The sequence below is a fragment of the Bacilli bacterium genome, assembly GCA_035326105.1.
Lineage (GTDB): Bacteria > Bacillota_I > Bacilli_A > RFN20 > CAG-826 > UBA7706.
Map to the genome: position 1 here is coordinate 159,713 of DAOKYO010000002.1, position 18,407 is coordinate 178,119.

At 41.9% G+C, this 18,407-nt stretch carries 18 protein-coding genes and 1 other annotated feature (1 of these 19 cut by a window edge); of the genes, 4 read left to right on the forward strand and 14 right to left on the reverse strand.

Going from position 1 to position 18,407, the window contains the following annotated elements; translation table 11 throughout:
• Positions 1-74: a binding site (T-box leader), on the reverse strand (it extends 127 nt beyond the left edge of the window).
• Positions 75-145: 71 nt separating this feature from the next.
• Both ftsZ and PKC96_05030 read right to left on the reverse strand, forming a co-directional pair.
• On the reverse strand, positions 146-1,297 hold the full coding sequence (ftsZ, locus tag PKC96_05025; protein ID HMM00686.1) for a cell division protein FtsZ: 1,152 nt from the start codon (positions 1,295-1,297) through the stop codon (positions 146-148).
• Positions 1,298-1,305: 8 nt separating this feature from the next.
• Entirely contained in the window at positions 1,306-2,553 is a 1,248-nt protein-coding gene (locus tag PKC96_05030) for a hypothetical protein (GenBank protein ID HMM00687.1), read from the reverse strand.
• 197 nt (positions 2,554-2,750) lie between these two features.
• On the opposite strand from PKC96_05030, the gene PKC96_05035 reads away from it, so the two are divergent.
• Both PKC96_05035 and PKC96_05040 read left to right on the forward strand, forming a co-directional pair.
• Positions 2,751-3,206: a hypothetical protein gene (locus PKC96_05035; GenBank protein HMM00688.1), complete on the forward strand. Its 456-nt coding sequence runs from the start codon at positions 2,751-2,753 to the stop codon at positions 3,204-3,206.
• 29 nt (positions 3,207-3,235) lie between these two features.
• Positions 3,236-3,793, forward strand: a complete 558-nt coding sequence (locus PKC96_05040; protein ID HMM00689.1) for a hypothetical protein — start codon at positions 3,236-3,238, stop codon at positions 3,791-3,793.
• A 135-nt stretch (positions 3,794-3,928) separates the two neighbouring features.
• Here PKC96_05040 and PKC96_05045 read toward each other — a convergent pair whose 3' ends face one another.
• From PKC96_05045 to PKC96_05080, 8 genes are all read right to left on the reverse strand, one after another.
• The gene (locus tag PKC96_05045) at positions 3,929-4,144 is read right to left on the reverse strand and encodes a hypothetical protein (protein HMM00690.1); all 216 of its coding nucleotides are present in this window, start codon (positions 4,142-4,144) and stop codon (positions 3,929-3,931) included.
• 9 nt (positions 4,145-4,153) lie between these two features.
• Complete coding sequence (rsmH, locus tag PKC96_05050; GenBank protein ID HMM00691.1) at positions 4,154-5,083, reverse strand: 16S rRNA (cytosine(1402)-N(4))-methyltransferase RsmH; 930 nt, start codon at positions 5,081-5,083, stop codon at positions 4,154-4,156.
• The gene (mraZ, locus tag PKC96_05055; GenBank protein HMM00692.1) at positions 5,076-5,513 is read right to left on the reverse strand and encodes a division/cell wall cluster transcriptional repressor MraZ; all 438 of its coding nucleotides are present in this window, start codon (positions 5,511-5,513) and stop codon (positions 5,076-5,078) included. Before mraZ ends, rsmH begins: the two co-directional genes overlap by 8 nt.
• Before the next feature lie 120 nt (positions 5,514-5,633).
• Positions 5,634-6,122, reverse strand: coding sequence for a DUF177 domain-containing protein (locus PKC96_05060; protein ID HMM00693.1), 489 nt, complete (start codon positions 6,120-6,122; stop codon positions 5,634-5,636).
• Between the two features lie 3 nt (positions 6,123-6,125).
• The gene (gene pheT, locus PKC96_05065; GenBank protein ID HMM00694.1) at positions 6,126-8,534 is read right to left on the reverse strand and encodes a phenylalanine--tRNA ligase subunit beta; all 2,409 of its coding nucleotides are present in this window, start codon (positions 8,532-8,534) and stop codon (positions 6,126-6,128) included.
• Between the two features lie 9 nt (positions 8,535-8,543).
• Entirely contained in the window at positions 8,544-9,578 is a 1,035-nt protein-coding gene (pheS, locus tag PKC96_05070; protein ID HMM00695.1) for a phenylalanine--tRNA ligase subunit alpha, read from the reverse strand.
• Between the two features lie 251 nt (positions 9,579-9,829).
• A complete protein-coding gene (locus PKC96_05075) occupies positions 9,830-10,576 on the reverse strand; it encodes an RNA methyltransferase (GenBank protein HMM00696.1) in 747 nt (248 codons plus the stop codon).
• A complete protein-coding gene (locus tag PKC96_05080) occupies positions 10,548-11,159 on the reverse strand; it encodes a M48 family metallopeptidase (GenBank protein ID HMM00697.1) in 612 nt (203 codons plus the stop codon). The genes PKC96_05075 and PKC96_05080 overlap by 29 nt, the downstream gene beginning before the upstream one ends.
• A 75-nt stretch (positions 11,160-11,234) precedes the next feature.
• Between PKC96_05080 and PKC96_05085 the strand changes: the two genes are divergently transcribed.
• Complete coding sequence (locus PKC96_05085; protein HMM00698.1) at positions 11,235-11,693, forward strand: DUF523 domain-containing protein; 459 nt, start codon at positions 11,235-11,237, stop codon at positions 11,691-11,693.
• Complete coding sequence (locus PKC96_05090) at positions 11,666-12,172, forward strand: ECF transporter S component (protein ID HMM00699.1); 507 nt, start codon at positions 11,666-11,668, stop codon at positions 12,170-12,172. The genes PKC96_05085 and PKC96_05090 overlap by 28 nt, the downstream gene beginning before the upstream one ends.
• A gap of 118 nt (positions 12,173-12,290) precedes the next feature.
• Here PKC96_05090 and PKC96_05095 read toward each other — a convergent pair whose 3' ends face one another.
• From PKC96_05095 to glgB, 4 genes are read right to left on the reverse strand one after another with little or no spacing between them, the layout of a single operon-like run.
• Positions 12,291-13,376, reverse strand: a complete 1,086-nt coding sequence (locus tag PKC96_05095) for a M42 family metallopeptidase (protein ID HMM00700.1) — start codon at positions 13,374-13,376, stop codon at positions 12,291-12,293.
• Between the two features lie 15 nt (positions 13,377-13,391).
• On the reverse strand, positions 13,392-13,892 hold the full coding sequence (locus PKC96_05100) for a dUTP diphosphatase (GenBank protein ID HMM00701.1): 501 nt from the start codon (positions 13,890-13,892) through the stop codon (positions 13,392-13,394).
• Positions 13,889-16,291, reverse strand: coding sequence for a glycogen/starch/alpha-glucan phosphorylase (locus PKC96_05105; protein HMM00702.1), 2,403 nt, complete (start codon positions 16,289-16,291; stop codon positions 13,889-13,891). The genes PKC96_05100 and PKC96_05105 overlap by 4 nt, the downstream gene beginning before the upstream one ends.
• A gap of 41 nt (positions 16,292-16,332) precedes the next feature.
• Positions 16,333-18,240, reverse strand: a complete 1,908-nt coding sequence (gene glgB / locus PKC96_05110) for a 1,4-alpha-glucan branching protein GlgB (GenBank protein HMM00703.1) — start codon at positions 18,238-18,240, stop codon at positions 16,333-16,335.
• Between the last annotated feature and the right edge of the window lie 167 nt (positions 18,241-18,407).

Sequence of the window (18,407 nt, forward strand, 5' to 3'; positions counted from 1 at the left end):
CAATTCTAGTCTCACACCTAACACTAGTCGCTTTTATCTAAAAAATGGTGACGCGTCTTCATCAATGTTTTACATGAGTAATTATATCATCAATCACTTTCTTAGCAACTGAATAAGAAAAAAAGTGGCATCAGCCACTTTATTTCTATTCGTCTTTCAGAAAATCCGGAAGAATATTCTCACTGATATCCTCCTCTTTTTCCTTCTTCTCTTTAACCGCGACGACCGGTCGATTCTCAATCGGTTTGGCGCCGTCAACCGAACGATTGAGCGAATCATAGGTCGGGACGGTGGTAAAGTCCTGCTGCTCCTCAAAGTCCGTGGCAATCACACTGACTAAAATTTGATCGTCCAAGAATGAATTAATAGACACCCCAAATTTGATATCTAAAGAATTGCCACTGGTCTCAATGATTTTATAAACTGTGTCTTGCGCCTCATATAAAGAAACATTTTTGCCACAGGTGACCGCGATAATAGCCTTGCGAGCTCCGCTGAGCGAGGCCTCGAGCAAAGGTGAATTAATTGCGTTTTGCGCTGCTTCTTCCGCCTTATTTGGGCCACTGCCGCTGCCGAAACCGATGAGGGCGATACCGGTGTTCTTTAATGTATTACGAACATCGGCAAAATCGAGATTAATAACCGCAGGTAAGAGAATTAAGTCCACAACGGTTTTGACCGATTGTGCTAAAACCTTATCACTCGCTGCGAAGGCTTCACCAATTGGGGCGGTTCCGCTCACCATAAGTAATTTGTCATTACTGACAACAATAATACTATCAACGACATCCTTTAGTTTATTCAATCCTTCAACGGAGTTGGCAATCCGTTTTTTTCCTTCAAATGTAAATGGCCGCGTAACAATGGCAATCGTCAGAGCACCGCTTTTTCTTGCAATCTCAGCGATAACCGGCGCGGCTCCCGTTCCGGTGCCGCCTCCCATGCCCGCGGCGATAAAAACCAAATCGGCGCCTTTGACAACTTTCTCAATATCCTCGGATGATGATAAGGCTGCATCACGACCGACGCTTGGCTCACCGCCAGCTCCCAATCCATGTGTGGTTTCAAGTCCAAGAACAAGGCGATTGCGCGCACGGGAAGTAGCGAGCGCCTGCTTGTCAGTGTTGGCAACCCAAAAATCGACATTTTTAATGTCGTCATCAATCATACGGTTCACCGCATTATTTCCGGCGCCACCGACACCGATAACTTTTATATTAGCGATGGGCTCGAAATTATCTAAGTCGGATCCTCCGGGAGCAATTTCATCGTAATTCTGTTCTATATTTTCTTCCATAGGGCCTCCTATAGTTCTTCTTTCCCAATACTATTGGCAGAACGTTTTGCCTTTTTCTTATTAGAAACATCGCGCGTTACCGAAGCGACACGTGTTTTTTCATCCCCGATTTCACTAGTATAGTGGTCGTAAGCGCTCAGTAATCCTAAAACCACTGACATACCGCCATTACGGGCTCCGAAGGTCTCTGGTTGCTTGAAAATAATCTGCCGATCAGAGTATTGCTGATTGAAAGCGGCCTGAAGTCCATTTATATGAATCATTCCTCCGGTAAAAACAAGGGGATACTCATTTATACGATCGTTATTCTGCTCATTAACCAATTGGCGGATTGTCCGATTAATATCGCCGTAATATGTCACCAGCCATTGATCGATTACTTCTGATAAATCATTTAAGTATATCGCACGGGAAACTTGATCGAAGGCCGAAGTGGAGGCGATTTTGGCTTTTAATGAACACACTGTCTTGTCTCGTCCATAGTTTTCAATGATACGCTGAGCATCCTTTAGGGATAATCCCAATCTTTCGGCCACTAGCGAAGCAAGATTTTTACCACCCTTCATAACGTAGGTTGAGGCGAAAAGCTTTCCCCCCGCAATAAGACTGGCGGTTGTTTTTTCGTCTCCCATATCAATTAATAAATACTGATCCGGTAGATTGTGGTAATTAGCGTATAACTTTGAAAGAGCATAAGTTTCAGCAAAGGCCTTGCGAACTTTAATTCCTGAGCTATTTACTACATCGCTATAACAATCGCAGATATGGGTTGGAAGAATGTGAATTTTAGCAGTAATGGAGAGACTGGCGGAATCCATTCCTATCGGAGCGCGAGTAAACTCTTGCCCTTTATCCAAAATATAAATTTCAGGAACAATCGAAACGACGCTCGCATTATCGACATTAGCATCCTTGCGAATGATATTTATGACATTTTTAACATCGATTTGTTCGACTTTTCCAACCGGGCTAACGACAGTTGAAGAACGCTCGGCTTGAAAAACTTGTAGACCAATTGAAGGAAGGGCGATAATCGCCTCTTCGGGTTTTACCAATATGTTTGACGGGATCGCTGCCACGAGTGACTTGATAGTTTCACTAACGAGCGGAGCATCCACGATTTCACCGCTTCTAAGTGCGCTTGGAATCATTTGATAGCCGGTATGCAAAACAATCGGTTGATTATCTAGAACGTAACCGACAACAAGTTTAACTGCGCGATGGGATATTTCAATAGCGACAATTGGTTTGTTCATACTCATTCCTATCTTTTTTCTTTAGTTAAATTATATGTAATTGTTGTCTTGCATGCAATTAAAAACCTTAATATTTCCCTTTGGACTTGTTTTTTTGATAATCGTATTAAAAAAAATCATTTGGCTTATATCTAGCAAATGCTTTTTTTCTTTTATTCGGTAAAAAAAGTTGCTAATATATTTAATAGGAGGTCTATATGGAAAGAAAAAATAGACGATTTTTATTGCTTCTACCTGTTTCATTGTTAATCGCCGGTTGTAATTCTCCCGTTAGTGCCAAAGATGCTTCGGCTGCCTTGTCAAAAGCGTATACCCAGATGCTCGATACCGTCGTTGACGGCATCACCCTTGATCAAACATTGAAGGGTACGATCGACATTAAAAATTACGAGGGTGGATCTGAGACAGCGACAAATTCTGCTTACATTGATGGTGAAGAAGAATTCTCTTTTAAAGGTGTAGATTTACTTGGCGACGCTCCGCAGGCGAGTTTATCCATAAAGGGCAAGGGTTCAGCGACGATTGATTCGAGTGAAACAAGCGTCGATGAAGAAATCAATGCCTACTACACTGAAGGTTTCTTATACGGCGATCTTTCTAAAGCACCGTCTATCCAAGAACTTGATCCCGCATTCGTCACTACTCCTAATTGAAGGTCCAAGCTGGATTACTGAAGGATTATATGGGCGTTGAAGGTGATGTTACCGTTCGCGACTTAATGGTCAATATGGGCGGAATGGAGCTTCCGACAGCGGAAGAATTGTCGTCATCTGCCGAGGAATTTTTCGGTGGTTTCAGTGGTTTCTCAGCGACTACTGTCAGTGGCGGTACCAAAATTTCGTTAAAGGTGAATAATGATACTATAACCGATTATATAGTAGCTATGTATACAAAGGATATAGATATGTCAAGTATCCCATCCTATGTATCTTTGGATCTTGACGCTTTGCGTGAAGAAGCCGCGGCGATGGTTGATGCTTATGGATCGTTTGACCTAACTTTGTATGTTGTTTTAACGGGAGATACCCTCTCAGAGATTTCCTTTAATGCTAATCTTGATTTGGCGATTCCCACTTCTTCATCGGATATTGTTTTTACCGCTGAAAAAGCGGCAAGTGTATTTGAAGGCGTTAAAATTAAAGCCAATGTTGAGTTTTCAATAAAGCTCAATATGAATGTAACACCGACGATTACGCTTCCTACCGATTTAGATACCTATACGATGATTCAAGATAATTGAAAATCGACAATTGAAACAGGAAAGACCGGTTGTTGAGATGAGACCCAAATGTTAGACCAACTAACAGGAGGGTCTTTTTTTTATAAAAAAATGGCATTGGGCCATTTTAAAAAGGAAGATTGATTCAACAAGTGATTAAAGTTGTTCGATGGTGATTTCCGAAGAAACATTTGAAGAACTGTTTTCCTCGGTGGAGGTTGTTTGTGCTTCCGCGGGTGAACCATTCTTTGCAAGTTGAATGGGAACGCCAATCCCCGCGCCAAGGGCAACGAAAAAGATGAGACCGGTTAACACTTTACGAGTCCGATAGTAACTTGCTTTTCGTCCATTTTTCTCTAACTTGTCGCGCATATTCTTCACCTACTTTCTTTCTAAGATTCTTAATTTAGCCGATGTTGAACGGCGATTTCGTAAAACTTCTTCCTGACTGGGGACAATCACCTTTCGATTGACGAGCCGATATTCCTTCTCAGTTTGAAACGGATTACGTTTGTCGCCGATTACCACGGCACTGTTCTTAAATACTTCCTTTACAATTCGGTCCTCTAGACTCTGAAAGGTTATGACCGCAATTCTTCCGCCACTATTTAATAACGGAATGCATTTTTCAAGGGCAACTCGTAGAACATTTAACTCGTCATTAACGGCGATGCGCAAAGCTTGAAAAGTCTGCTTTGCCGGATGTCCTTTTTTTCTCAATTCGCTGTCAGGTTTGCTATTCTTAATGATTCCCACTAAATCATTGGTGGTCACAATCGGTTTTTTCGTTCGATTGCGAATAATATTTTGGGCGATACTATAAGCAAATTTTTCTTCGCCATAGTCTCTGAATATCTTCGTTAAAGCCTCGAGAGAGAATGTGTTGACGATGTCATAAGCAGTCGGGCGCATTGAGGACGGGTCCATGCGCATATCAAGCAGCGCATCGTAACGATAGGAGAATCCACGATCGGCTTCATCAAATTGTGGGGAACTGACACCGAGATCCATCAGTATTCCATCCACTTTGTTTATCCCCAGGCTTTCCAGTTTTTCCGCCGCCTCGGCAAAGTTGGCGTGGATAGTCGTCCAATTACCGCCGCTTTTTTCCAAAACTTCCTTACTCCTCGTAAGTGCTTCCGGATCCTGATCAAATCCATAGAGGTGACCATGGGGAATTCGCTTTAGAATTTCTTTGCTATGCCCCGCTCGTCCAAGCGTCAAATCGACATATATTCCTCCGTCGCGAATGTTTAAACCCGAAATTACTTCGGAAAGCAGAACCGGTATGTGTTCATTTTCACTACTCATGGTTCTTATCCTCAGGTAAGCCCTCGGCTATTGACTCCATCCGCTGCGCGATGTCCTGCGAATATTCACCCCATTTTTCCTGATTCCACACTTCGAAATGATCATTGACGCCGATTACGGCTACGGATTTCTTAATATCAAGTCGAGTAAGAATTTTTAGGGGAAGAGCAATCCGGCCGTGATCATCCAGTTCCGTTTCAATCACGCTCGCTAACCGTAAACGAATAAAGTCGCGTTCATCTTTATGATTGTAAGACAGAGATGAAGTCTTTTTGACCAAAGCATCAAAGTCTTCGGGGAGATATATTTCAAGCGTTCCGTTATAACCATTCATAACGTAAAGACGATCTTTTACTTGCTCACGAAAGTGACTTGGAATAACCAAGCGGCCTTTACTATCAAGCGAATGGTAATAAGTTCCAAAAAACATTTTTCCCACTTTCTCCCACTTTCTACAATCACATTATATTTAAGTATGTTTTTTTTGTAAAGCAATAAACGTAAAAAAAGCGCCAATCAGATGGCGCTAATCCATATTATCAGATATAAGTCACTCGTCTTCTTCGACTTTAATCCCTTCAAATGGGTTATTTTTCCCACGACCAGCCGCGTATTCTTCCTCACTTAAAATTCTCACTCCGTCTCCCACTTTTGGAAGTTTTGCCCCGGGTTTAACGGCCTTGAGCGGAATCTCAGTAAGCAGTAAGCCAAATAAGTAAGGATCCAAATCGATGTAATTGCCGCTGATTGGAAAAATATTGGGATCTTCATTTTCTTTATCAAAAGTAAAAATCAATTGATCATGAAGGCGGATCTTCTTCATAAAAGGCTCGAGAGTATAAGCGCATTCTAGTTCAACTTCCGCTTCCATCCGGACATCAATTTCAATAATGTCGCCGCTTTCAATAACACTGGTTTCCACGTTGCTCGAAAGGATTTTCCTCAATGTTGGATTATCCCGTATCGAAAAAGCCGACAAATCAACTGATGCCTTTAAAATAAGCGGTTTATTTGAACACTCATTAAGAAAGATTCGCATGTTTTACCCCCGTAGTTCAGCCTTAAATTGATGAAATAAGGCCGATTTAATTTCTTCTTCTATCGTCCGGACATCGCCATCGGTCAAGGTTTTTTTGTCGTCTCCGTAAAAAACGCTTATCGCGATTGATTTCATTCCATCTTGCACATGCTCACCTTGATAGACATCAAACACTTCCACGTTCTTCACTAGGGCTCTTCCTGCCTTTTTAATACATTTTTCCACATCGCTTACCGCAATAGCTTGTTCGATAACAAAAGCCAAATCACGGCGAACAAACGGATACTTAGGGATGGCTTTACTTTTGATCGGACTGGTTTTGAGTGCCAGCAAAGAATCGAGATTTAAAGTTAAAGCCACGACTGCCAATTTGTTAAACCCATGGTTCTTCTTCCATTCAGGATGAATCTCACCTAAAACGGCAGTCGGATCCTTGGCAAAGAAAACCTCCGCCGAACGACCAGGATGAAACTCATTGCCTGAACTGGAAAATTTCTGTAGATGATAGCGGCTGGGTTCAATGCCAAACGCAAGAAAAATCCCTTCGAGTAAACCCTTAGCATGATAGTAATTATAACTTTCCTTTTGAATGCTTCCCCATTTCTTGTCCTGACCGACAAGGACAACCGAAAGCTGGGTCATGGAACTATTTTGCCCATAAGCGTTAGATATTTCAAAAAGGGCAAAGTCCTCCATTTGATGAGCCACATTATATTCCGCCACCTTGAGTAAAGAAGCGAGGGTATTGGTCCGAAACAAGGCATGTTCAGGAGTCATAGGATGTAATAGTTTAAAAGGAATATCCTTATTCAAATAGGCGAACTCCTTCGTTTCCTGCTCACTGATAAGCGAATAAGTCAACGCCTCATTCAACCCGTTGCTGAGTAAGAAATGACGTAGTTTTTTAATGGCGTCTTGCTCAAAATTATATCCCCCGACTGTCGTGGCAAAAATCGGCAAAGAACTGACGACATTATCATACCCGTAGTAACGGATAACTTCTTCGCTTAAATCAGCCACTCCCGAGATATCAATTCTAAAATCCGGCACTTCGACCACAAGCGCGGATTCCGCCCTTTCCTCAATAATTTTAAAAGACAGATTTGTCAGTGCTTTTTTTATCTCCGACAAAGAAAAACTTGTACCCAAGCGATGGTTGATATCCTGAATAGAAAAACTAATCAACTGCTTTCCATGGTTGATATGGTCGTAAGTTATGACATTTGAGATTTCCTTGGCATCCGCCAGTTCACGAAGCAAACGGGATACCAAAGCTAAAACCCATTCGCTTTGATGAGGATTAATTCCCTTTGCAAACCGCGATGAAGAATCACTTACCAAATTTAGTCGCGTTGAAGTGTGACGGATGGTCGCGCCGTCAAAGAGGGCCGCCTCAACCGCAATATGTTTGCTACCGGCATCAACTTCGGCCGTTTTTGATCCCATCACTCCACCAAGACACATTATTTTATTATTAACCGTTATTGCGATATCGCCCGCCATAACGTGATAGGCATTGTCATCTAGCGCCATCCAGTCTTCATCTTCGATATCGTCGCGAATGACAAAACTCTCACCATTGACCTTATCAAGATCATACATATGAAGGGGTTGTCCGGTTAGAAGCATAATATAATTGCCGATATCGACAACATTATTAATTGAGCGGATTCCCGAAGCCATCAGAACCGTTTTCAGCCATTTAGGTGAAGGTTTAACCCTTATTCCCTTAATTTCCATCAAGGAAAATAAGGGACACTTTTCCGTTTGTGATTCGACTTTTAAACCACTGTCAAAATCCGCTTTCAAATTTGCGGTCGGAAGCGAGACCTTTCTTTCAAAAAGGCCTCCAAGCTCGCGCGACAAATTAATCGCCGCCGAACAATCCGGGCGATTGGCAAGAAGTTTTAAATCTAAAATAACATCGTCTAGCCCAAGGTAAGAAAGGACATTTTCATTTCCCACTTCCGCTTCATCCGGCAGCTCTTCAATACCGGCGATTTGATTCTCGTTTAAAAACTTATGCTCAACCCCAAGTTCTGATAGCGAACAGCACATTCCGTTGCTTTCAACACCGCGGATCGTCGAGGGGGTGATTACAACATCATTGGCAAGGTGGCAGTTTTCTAAGGCCACGATGACCTTAAGTCCTTTTTTAACATTCGGCGCTCCGCAGACAATTTGACGAAGTCCGTATTTTGCCCCCAAATTAACGCTCAAAACATGAAGATGGTCAGAATCGGGATGAGTCTTTACTTCCAAAATTTGGCCGATGACCAAACGGTCACCAAACGCCAGAGGATAAAAACCTTCGACTTCAATGCCGGCAAAAGTTAGGCGATCGCTTATCTGCTTTGGACTTAAGCCGGATAAATCGACATATTTATTTAACCAATTTAATGAGAATTTCATAATTGCTCCTTACTTAATACGAACGTATTGCTGTAAAAAGCGAATATCGTTGGTATAAAATTTTCTAATATCATCAATGCCATAGCGAAGCATGGCCACCCGCTCGATGCCAATACCAAAGGCAAAGCCTTGATATTCATCGGGGTCATATCCATTCATTCGCAGGACATTGGGATGAACCATTCCCGCCCCTAAGATTTCAATCCACCCCGTTCCTTTGCAAACGGAGCAACCTTTTCCTCCGCACTCAAAGCAACTGACATCGACCTCTACACTTGGTTCGGTAAAAGGGAAGTAACTTGAACGAAGACGAATCTCTCTTTTCTCGCCAAACATTCTTTTTATAAATAACTCCAAAGTCGCCTTTAAATTAGCCATATTGATGTTTTTATCGATAACCAATCCTTCGACTTGGGCAAATTGATGGGAGTGCGTTGCATCATCGTCATCGCGACGAAATACTTTTCCCGGGCAGATAACTTTAATAGGTTGCCCTTTTTTTTCTTGCATTACCCGAGCCTGAACGGGCGAAGTATGGGTCCGCAACAATGTCTTGTCATCAATATAAAAACTATCCTGCATATCGCGCGCGGGGTGATCGGCGGGGATATTAAGCAACTCAAAATTAAAGTGATCGGATTCAATCTCCGGACCTTCGGCAATCTCATATCCCATCCCGATAAAAATCCCTTCGATTTCGTCTTTGATGAGAAACAGGGGATTGATACCCCCGGGGAAATAATTTTTACCCGGCAAAGTCAAATCGATTTTTTCCTGCTCCAATTGTTGAGAAAGGGCAATTTGCTCAAGCTTTTGTTTTTTGTCCGCTAAAAGTAAATTAGCTTCTTCTTTAAGTGCATTTACTTCCTTCCCGTATTCCGCTTTTTCCTCGGTAGGAATATTGCGCATCAATTGCATTAATTCGCTGATTTTGCCTTTTTTGGCATAGTAAATGTTAAAAATGGCGGTCAGATCTTCCAGTGATTTGGCTTCCGAAATTTTAACCTTAATTTCATTTAGTAAACTGTCGAGATTACCTTTCATATATCCTCCTAAAAAATAAAAAAACTTACGTTCAGGAACGAACATTCGCGGTACCATCCTGATTCGTAAGTATTATTTTTACGCTCTTAATTGCATTTAACGCATGCTACGGGGCGATCTTAACCCGGCTCATCGGTGAATTCGGTTAACTCTATTGGGGATCTCACACCAACACTCCCTCGCTGACAATAGAAGACAAACGTACTACTCCGAATCAATGCCGATTAAATTATAACACGCAGCCGAAAAAGTTATAAGTGGGTATTTTGCTTTAATTGATACATTAAAATGCCCGCGGCCACTCCGGCATTCAACGAATCGACATCTTTGATGGGAATGATCACCTTGTCCGTCGCCGCCTTCAGTACAGTTTCGCTTATTCCCTGACCTTCGTTACCGATTACTAAGATATATTTTCCTTTGACTTTCAGGTTTTTGATATCGACGCTTTCCTTATCTAACGAAGAAGCGATAATCTGATATTTATTCTCCCGGGCATAGGTGATAAACTCTTTTGAACTCATCCGTACCAGGGGAAGCGAAAAAATTGTTCCTTGCGAGGCCATGATCGTTTTTTGATTGTAAAAATCGGCACTTTCGTAACTGGCGATAATCCCCTCAAAACCGAATGCCGTCGCGGTTCTAATGATGGTTCCCATATTGCCCGGATCTTGAATCCCATCAAGAAATAAAAGGTTGGTCTTATTTATAACGCTGCCATTCGGCTTTTCGACAATCGCCAGCACATCCGGAACCGATTTTAATGAACTCATCTTCGCCATCACATCATAACTGACCCTTATTTCATCGCGGTCAAACCCCTCTTTTAAACAAAAAACCTTCTGAATGACTTTTTTTGATTTAGCCATCGAAAATAGGTGTTCGCCTTCAATAATAAAGCTATTGGTCGCGTCGCGATATTTTTTTTCTTTTAAGGCGATGACTTGCTTGACCAAATCATTGCTTCGACTAGATATAATTTTCGTTTCTCGCGTCATGGTAAATTCCTTTCTTCATCTGTTTGGATAGTCGGTGATAATCCGGCATATATTTATAAATAATCTGGTAGAAATGCGGGCCGTGATTAAACTCATAATAATGGGCCAGCTCATGAATTATGATCGAGTCGATGATGGCGTAATCATAATGAACAAGAAAACTGGCAAACGTCAAAGTATGGCTTGCCCGCGAATTTGAACCCGCCAGTTTTCGCATACTTCGTACCCTAATCTTATAAAAAGGCGCGATGTTCATCTTTTTTTCAAAAAAGGGGACTTTGACTGCCAAGTAGGCCAACAGACGATCTTTTTTTTCTTCTTCGCTCAAATCGCGCTCAATCTTTTTGCCGAACAGATAATTTGCAACTTGGTTTAAAGATAATTTTTTTTCGGTCCGAGCAATCAAATTTTCCCCGGACTGAATGATAATTTGAAATATTAAATTTTTTGTAGCTACCGGAGGCGCACTGACATAAAAAGTATCATTTCGAAAACGAAGATATATATTCTTAATCAATTTATGGGTAATATTAACCTTGTAGAGTCGGTTATTAATGCTAATTGTCGCTTCTTTAATTCTCATATCAATAGTATAGCGATTATTGGCACGAAAACTAGTAAAAGTAAAGCGAATAATATAGAATAATTACGAGGAAGAATGATGGAAAAGATTTTAGTATCGGCATGCCTAGTTGGAATTAATTGTCGCTACGATGGCCGGAGCAAAATCAACGGGGATATTGAATCCTTAAGAGAATATTTTGATTTTATATTGATTTGTCCGGAAGTTGAAGGCGGCCTACCAACGCCCCGTGCTCCCAGCGAAAGAAATGGCGAAAAAGTTATCAATTCACTAGGCGCGGATAATACTTCTTTCTTTTTACAGGGAGCGCACAAAGCTTTAAAGCTTGCTCAGGCCAATAACGTCCGTTTTGCGCTTTTAAAAAGTAGGTCACCGTCATGTGGCTTAGGGCTGATATATGACGGCACATTTAGCAAAACATTGGCCCCGGGGAACGGAGTGACAGCCGATCTGCTGCTCGCTCACGGAATAGAAGTTTTTTCGGAAGATCAAATTGAGGATTTGTTATGCAAAATTCAACTGTCAGAAAAATGACTTTAATCGCTCTTTTAGCCGCCGTTACCTACCTTGCTACTGCATTTTTGCGAGTGCCCTATGCCGGGAACCAAGGCTATTTGAATTTTGGGGATGCCATAATTCTTTTTGCTGCCTGCTTTATCGATCCGATATCGGGAGGAATTGTCGGCGTCATCGGAGCCGGATTGGCGGATTTTACGTTCGGATATATTCAATTCTTACCTTTCACCATTGTAATAAAATTTGTCATGGGTCTTATTGCCGGCTTTTTTTACCGCTACGGAAAGGGATTTGTTCGCTACGTAGGCATTGTTATCTCGAGTTTGATTATGGTCATCGGCTATGCATTTGCCTATTACCTTTTATACGGAGGCTGGGGAGCGGTTGTCGCTTATTCGCCTTTTGATATCGTGCAAGCGGTCGTTGCCGTTATTATGGGTTTAATATTGATTTTCACTGCCAAAAAAGTTCGCCTTATGCGCGAGAGCGATAATTAATCTTTTGCCCTATTTGATGTTATTAATTTTCACTTTTAATAAAAAGCCCCGAATTACTTTCGAGGCTTTTCTTTATAAACCAAGTTATTTTCAAATAAAAAGAGAAATAAAATGCAGCTCAGTGCTTCGATTCCTTTAGCGAAACAACAACTTCCTTATCAATACGCGCGATGGCTTCTGTCATCAAGTCGACCATCGCCACATAATCATTATAATCGATGATACTCACGTGACTATGGAAGTAACGACAAGGTAAACTTACCGTCATATTCACTATGCCATCAAATTGTTTATGGATAGCGCCGCTATCCGTTCCGCCGGCGGTCAATAAATCGTAGCAATACTTAATTTTTCTTTCCTGGGCAATTGATTCCACCCAATCAAACAAACCGCGATGCGCGATGACTGAACTATCCATAATGGAAAGAGCCACTCCCGCTCCCAAACGCGAAGGTGAGTTAGGGGCCCCCGGTAAATCGTAGGACATTGTAACATCGGTTGCAAAGGCAATATCGGGTTTAACATGATAAGCGGCAGTTCCCGCCCCCCGCAAACCTACTTCCTCTTGAACGGTTCCAGCAAAAACAACGTTGCATCTATGGCCGCGAGCTTTTAAATTTTTAATAACTTCAATGCCGACGGCTACGCTCGCCCGATCGTCCCAGGCTTTGCCAAGAAGCGCGGTTCCGTTATTCATCACGCGGAAACTTTGCAGGGGAGTGACGGTGTCGCCGATTCTGATTCCCATATCTTCAACCTGTTTTCGGCTATCAACACCTAAATCAAGATACATATCTTTGAGATCCATGACCTTGTTTTTTTGATCGGCGGGCATCCCATGCGGAGGCTGTGCCCCAGTAACTCCGACGTATTCATGACCATCCCGTGTTTTAACAACAAATTCATGCGCCGGTATCACGTGACCCCACCACCCTCCGACATTGCCGAGGCGGATAAGTCCACTTTCCTCAATGCGTAGGACCATAAAACCAATCTCATCCATATGGGCGGTAAAAAGAACGGTCGGTTCTCCTTTTTCTCCCGGTAAATAGGCTAAAGTAGAGCCGAGATTATCAAATTCAAAATGATCGACGTCATCCTTCAAATACCGCTGAATCAAACGGCTTACTTCCCTTTCATTCCCGGAAATTCCCCGAACTTCCGAGACTTCTTTAAGTAAAAGTAATCTTTCTTCTTTATTCATAATAAAATCCTCACTTCAGTAATTATTGTCTTGACGTTTAAAATTCTCGGCATTTTTTTTTAAATAGGCGTCTATGATATCGCTTTCAGAAAAATTTATTGCCTTGGATATCGTTAAAAAAGAAGCGAAAGCAGCCTTATACTCCGCTAGAGATTCCTTGATAAAAAATGTCTCGAACTTCTGATAGACATCAAGAATAAGCGTTGAGAGAACATTTGTTCTCGGCTCCAAAAATTCAATTTGTTCAACTTTAAGATTTTTAGCCAGTCCCAACGAAAGCAAAAAGTGTAGAACATCCGCGTACTCATCCAATAGTCGTTCTTTCGACTCACCGGTCTTGGTAGACCAAAATTTAAAAGTGCGCGTGGCATTGGCAAATTCACCGAGTTCAACCAGAAGAGCGAGTTTTCTTTTAACTAATGTCGATGCATAATCAACATTTTTATCGGCATGAATTCGCCTATCCAACTCGCTTTGTTTAGAAAACAGCAGATTGAGGGCAAAGACTTCGCTCATAAGACCTCCAAATGCCAGATATCGCGATTATACTCGCTGATGGTCCGATCGGTGGAAAAGAAACCGCTCATGGCAATATTGTAAAGACATGCCCGCGCCCATTCGTTGCGATTTGAATAGTAGAATTGGTCGATCTTTTTTGAAGCCTCCAGGTAAGCGCGAAAGTCTTCTAAAATTAGATACTCATCGCCCCGATACATGATTTCATCAAAAATCGCCCGAAATTTATCGTTATCCCCATTGCTCCAGAAACCATTAATCAAACTATCGATGATAATCTTGACATCAGCATCGGAATTATAGACATCCCAAGGATTGTAACCGCTGTTCCGCTTAGCCATAACTTCTTCTTCTTTCAACCCAAAAATATAACAATTATCCGACCCCACGCGCTCGCTGATTTCGACATTAGCACCATCTAGAGTGCCCAGGGTCAAAGCGCCGTTCATCATAAACTTCATGTTGGAAGTGCCGCTGGCTTCCTTTCCCGCTGTTGATATTTGTTCACTTATATCCGCAGCGGGGATGATAACTTCCGCGCTGCTTACCGAATAGTTTTCAATAAAGACAATCTTCATAAATTGCGATACGTACTCGTCGTTATTAACCATATCGGCCACCGCATTGATTAATTCAATTACTTTTTTGGCAAAAAAGTAACTTGGCGCCGCTTTCGCTCCGAATATATACGTCTTTGCCATCGGCTTATAATCGGGATTGTTCTTAATTTTATTGTATAGATACATAATCCGAAAGACATTCATCAACTGGCGCTTATAGGCATGAAGACGCTTAATTTGAACATCAAAAATTGAATTGACGTCAATGTCGATATTATTATGATTTTTCACATAGGCGGCAAGTTTTCGTTTATTCTCAAGTTTAATCGCCAAAAATTCGTCCTGAAGTTCCTTTTCATCGACAAAGGATCTTAATTTTTCCAAATCGGAAGGGGCGGTAATCCAGCCTTCGCCAATCCGGTTAGTCACTTCTTTCGCTAGTTCAGGATTGGCATACAGGAACCACCGGCGATGGGTAATACCATTGGTTTTATTATTGAATTTTTGAGGCATTAATTTATAAAAATCCGGGAAAGTTTGCGTTTCCAAAATCTTGGTATGTAGGGCCGCGACTCCGTTAATGCTATAGACGGTATATAGCGCAAGATTAGTCATATGGACCATGCCATCGCGAAGAATTGCCATATTGCGTTTGGCATCATCGGACAATTTTCTTTCGTTAAAGAATATTTGCGACCGGCGATGAATTTCCTCAATGATCATGTAGCAACGTGGGGTCAGCGTCTGAACATATTGTATCGGCCATTTTTCCAGCGCCTCAACCATAACTGTGTGATTGGTATAGGCCATAACGTGAGTGACTTGATCCCAAGCCTCATCCCAACCAAAGCCATACTCATCCATTAGAATTCGCATCAGCTCAGGTATCGCTAAAATCGGATGCGTGTCGTTAAGCTGAAAAACAAACTTATCTTTAAAATTCTTCAACGAACTGTACTTTCTCAGATGCCCGCGAACCGACGATTGAAGTCCGGCGCTGACGAGAAAGTATTGTTGACGTAAACGCAGAAGTTTTCCGTGCTCCGTACTGTCATCGGGATATAGGCCGTGGCAGAGTTCTTTAAGGGTCTGCAGGTAATCTTCAAAAGCCTGATCCTTGGGAAGATTTTCTTCGCTAGGTTCGGCGCTCCATAGACGGAGCGTATTAGCCACGCCGTTACGATAGCCAATAATCGACATATCATAGGGCACCGCCTTAACACAGACCGGATCCACCGTTCGAATGCCATAACTACCGTCCGCTTTGGTATAAGTCTCGGCGTGTCCATAGAACTTTACTTCGACCGAGTGTTTGGGTTTTCTAACTTCCCAAACGTTGCCATTTACCAACCATTGATCGGGAACTTCCACCTGACTGCCATTTACGATTTTTTGTTTAAAAAATCCATACTCATAACGAATGCAGTTGCCGTGGCCTGGATAGCCCAGCGAGGCGATTGAATCCATAAAGCAAGCCGCTAGCCGTCCGAGGCCACCGTTGCCCAGTCCAGCATCGGCTTCCTGGTTTTCTAGATCGTGAATATCAATTCCCATTTCCTTTAAACCATCGCGCGCGACCGAGTAGATTCCTAAATTCATCATATTGTTGACCAGCAAGCGGCCAATTAAAAATTCCATTGAAAAATATATCAATTGTTTTCGATTATCGGCCATAATTTCATCGCGGGTATTGCGCCAATTAAAAGCGCTAAAATCGCGAACCATCGTGCCTAAAATATCATACCGTTCGGTAATGTGACTTTCCTTAACCGAGCGGCCATATTTCTCAATCAAACGTTTTTCAAATTCGCTTTTAAAGACTTCTTTACTATCAAACATATTGCTGTGTACCATAATTCTTTCCTCTAATTTACTTGTAATTACTTTTCGTTGTACTTTAAGATAATCGCTCCCAAAGACGCCAGTTTTATCGTTAAGCGGAAGGGGTGATTTTCCGGTCCGGAAGTTGAAATGGTGTCCAAGGGAAGTCCGTTGTATTGGTTCCAGCCGCCATAGACATCCTTGTCGGAATTAAACAGTTCAATATACTGACCGGCGCGCGTAACGCCGATGTCATATTGCTCATAATAAACCGGTGTCATATTGAATATAAATATCAAATGTGACTTTCCAACCCGTCTTTCAAAGGCAAAAACCGATTGATTGCTGTTATCGACCATCAACCAATTAAAATGCGACGGATTATACTCTTCAAAACTTAGTGCTTCCTCATAGACATAGATTCGATTTAAGTCGCGGACAAGCCGAGAAACGCTGTCGTGTTTAGGAAATTTCTTTAGTTCCCACGGAAGTGATTTTTCTTCGTTCCATTCATCAAAACTCGCCAATTCGTTTCCCATGAAAGAAAGTTTTTTCCCCGGATGAGCAAACATATAAACATAAAGATTACGCAAAAGAGCAAACTTTTGGTCGTAATCGCCCCACATCTTGTTAATTAATGTTCCTTTGCCGTGGACAACCTCATCATGCGAAAGGGGCAACAGAAAATTCTCGCTGTAGAAATAGGCCATAGAAAAGGTAAGTTTGTTATGATCGTATTTCTTGTACACCGGATCGAGGGCATAATACTTTAAAGTATCGTTCATCCAACCTAAATCCCACTTATAATCAAAACCTAAACCTCCGTATTCCAGCGAGTGAGTGACTCCCGAATAATCGCTGCTATCTTCAGCTATCATCATCAGGGCCGGGAAACGATAGTGTAGTTTTCCGTTTAGACGCTTGACAAATTCAATGGCTCCCGAATTTTCCCCACGGGCGCGGTTTCCATCCCAAAAGATGATATTGCTAACCGCATCGACCCGCACACCATCAAAATGGAAATACTCAACATAATATGCAATTGCCGACATAAGAAAACTTCGGACGGGGTCTTTTCCTAAATCAAATTGAGGGGAACCCCATTGGGAGAAGGTATTGGTTGGATCATCGTATTCATAAACGTGAGAACCGTCAAAGTTAATCAATCCAAACGGATCCGGAGCAAAATGAACGACAACGAAATCTAATATAACGCCGATTCCCGCTTGGTGAAGACGATCAACAAAACTCATAAGTTGCATTGGATTGCCATAACGGCTGTCCACGCTATAAAAGCCAGTTGCCTGATAGCCCCAACTTCCATCGAATGGGTATTGGGTAATCGGCATAATCTCAACATGGGTGTAACCATGTTCCTTAACATAGGGAATAAGATAATCGGCAACCTCTTCGTAACTCAAAAAGCGATTTTCAATCTTGCCGAGCCACGATCCTAAATGAATCTCATATATACTCATCGGTCGGTCGAAATTGCGACTCCGATTATTCATATAGGGCTTGTCGTGCCATATAAACCCATCGATATTAAATAAGCGTGAGCATGAATTAGGCCGAAGTTCCGAGAAAAAAGCGAAAGGATCGGCTTTATCTACATAATTTCCCTTGGCATCAAGAAAATGAAATTTATATGAATCATAGTTTTCCAATCCCCAGACTGTCGTTTCAAAAACACCCGCCGGGTCGATCTTTTTCATAGGATTTGCTCCCGGTTGCCAGTTGTTCCAGCTACCGATAACACTGACATCAGCCGCCAGCGGCGCATAGAGACGAAAAACAACTCCTTTACGAGTAATTTTTCTCTTTTCACTCGTCGGTTTTTTTCCTTTTTCTATCGGAGGCAGGATATCAATTTCTTCGACTACATCCTCGATGAAATGAGCGCCAAAATAACGAAAACCGTCAATTGACTGACCAGTAAGATAGTCATAGAGCATTCCGTATGCCATATCATCCTCCTGTTTTTACTATTTCATTATAAATAAAACCGGTTGACAAAAAAAGGAATTTTATTCTTTACTTAAAAAAATTAAGCAATATTAAGTAAACCGCTTACATTTTCCTGTTAAGAAAATTATCAAAGACAATCAAACGATTTTATCGGGATTTATTCTTA

What these genes read in the sequence shown, in the direction of transcription:
- ftsZ (HMM00686.1), bottom strand. Translation starts at nt 1,297, where the DNA reads ATGGAAGAAAATATAGAACAGAATTACGATGAAATTGCTCCCGGAGGA.
- PKC96_05030 (HMM00687.1), bottom strand. Translation starts at nt 2,553, where the DNA reads ATGAACAAACCAATTGTCGCTATTGAAATATCCCATCGCGCAGTTAAA.
- PKC96_05035 (HMM00688.1), top strand. Translation starts at nt 2,751, where the DNA reads ATGGAAAGAAAAAATAGACGATTTTTATTGCTTCTACCTGTTTCATTG.
- PKC96_05040 (HMM00689.1), top strand. Translation starts at nt 3,236, where the DNA reads ATGGGCGTTGAAGGTGATGTTACCGTTCGCGACTTAATGGTCAATATG.
- PKC96_05045 (HMM00690.1), bottom strand. Translation starts at nt 4,144, where the DNA reads ATGCGCGACAAGTTAGAGAAAAATGGACGAAAAGCAAGTTACTATCGG.
- rsmH (HMM00691.1), bottom strand. Translation starts at nt 5,083, where the DNA reads ATGAGTAGTGAAAATGAACACATACCGGTTCTGCTTTCCGAAGTAATT.
- mraZ (HMM00692.1), bottom strand. Translation starts at nt 5,513, where the DNA reads ATGTTTTTTGGAACTTATTACCATTCGCTTGATAGTAAAGGCCGCTTG.
- PKC96_05060 (HMM00693.1), bottom strand. Translation starts at nt 6,122, where the DNA reads ATGCGAATCTTTCTTAATGAGTGTTCAAATAAACCGCTTATTTTAAAG.
- pheT (HMM00694.1), bottom strand. Translation starts at nt 8,534, where the DNA reads ATGAAATTCTCATTAAATTGGTTAAATAAATATGTCGATTTATCCGGC.
- pheS (HMM00695.1), bottom strand. Translation starts at nt 9,578, where the DNA reads ATGAAAGGTAATCTCGACAGTTTACTAAATGAAATTAAGGTTAAAATT.
- PKC96_05075 (HMM00696.1), bottom strand. Translation starts at nt 10,576, where the DNA reads ATGACGCGAGAAACGAAAATTATATCTAGTCGAAGCAATGATTTGGTC.
- PKC96_05080 (HMM00697.1), bottom strand. Translation starts at nt 11,159, where the DNA reads ATGAGAATTAAAGAAGCGACAATTAGCATTAATAACCGACTCTACAAG.
- PKC96_05085 (HMM00698.1), top strand. Translation starts at nt 11,235, where the DNA reads ATGATGGAAAAGATTTTAGTATCGGCATGCCTAGTTGGAATTAATTGT.
- PKC96_05090 (HMM00699.1), top strand. Translation starts at nt 11,666, where the DNA reads ATGCAAAATTCAACTGTCAGAAAAATGACTTTAATCGCTCTTTTAGCC.
- PKC96_05095 (HMM00700.1), bottom strand. Translation starts at nt 13,376, where the DNA reads ATGAATAAAGAAGAAAGATTACTTTTACTTAAAGAAGTCTCGGAAGTT.
- PKC96_05100 (HMM00701.1), bottom strand. Translation starts at nt 13,892, where the DNA reads ATGAGCGAAGTCTTTGCCCTCAATCTGCTGTTTTCTAAACAAAGCGAG.
- PKC96_05105 (HMM00702.1), bottom strand. Translation starts at nt 16,291, where the DNA reads ATGTTTGATAGTAAAGAAGTCTTTAAAAGCGAATTTGAAAAACGTTTG.
- glgB (HMM00703.1), bottom strand. Translation starts at nt 18,240, where the DNA reads ATGGCATACGGAATGCTCTATGACTATCTTACTGGTCAGTCAATTGAC.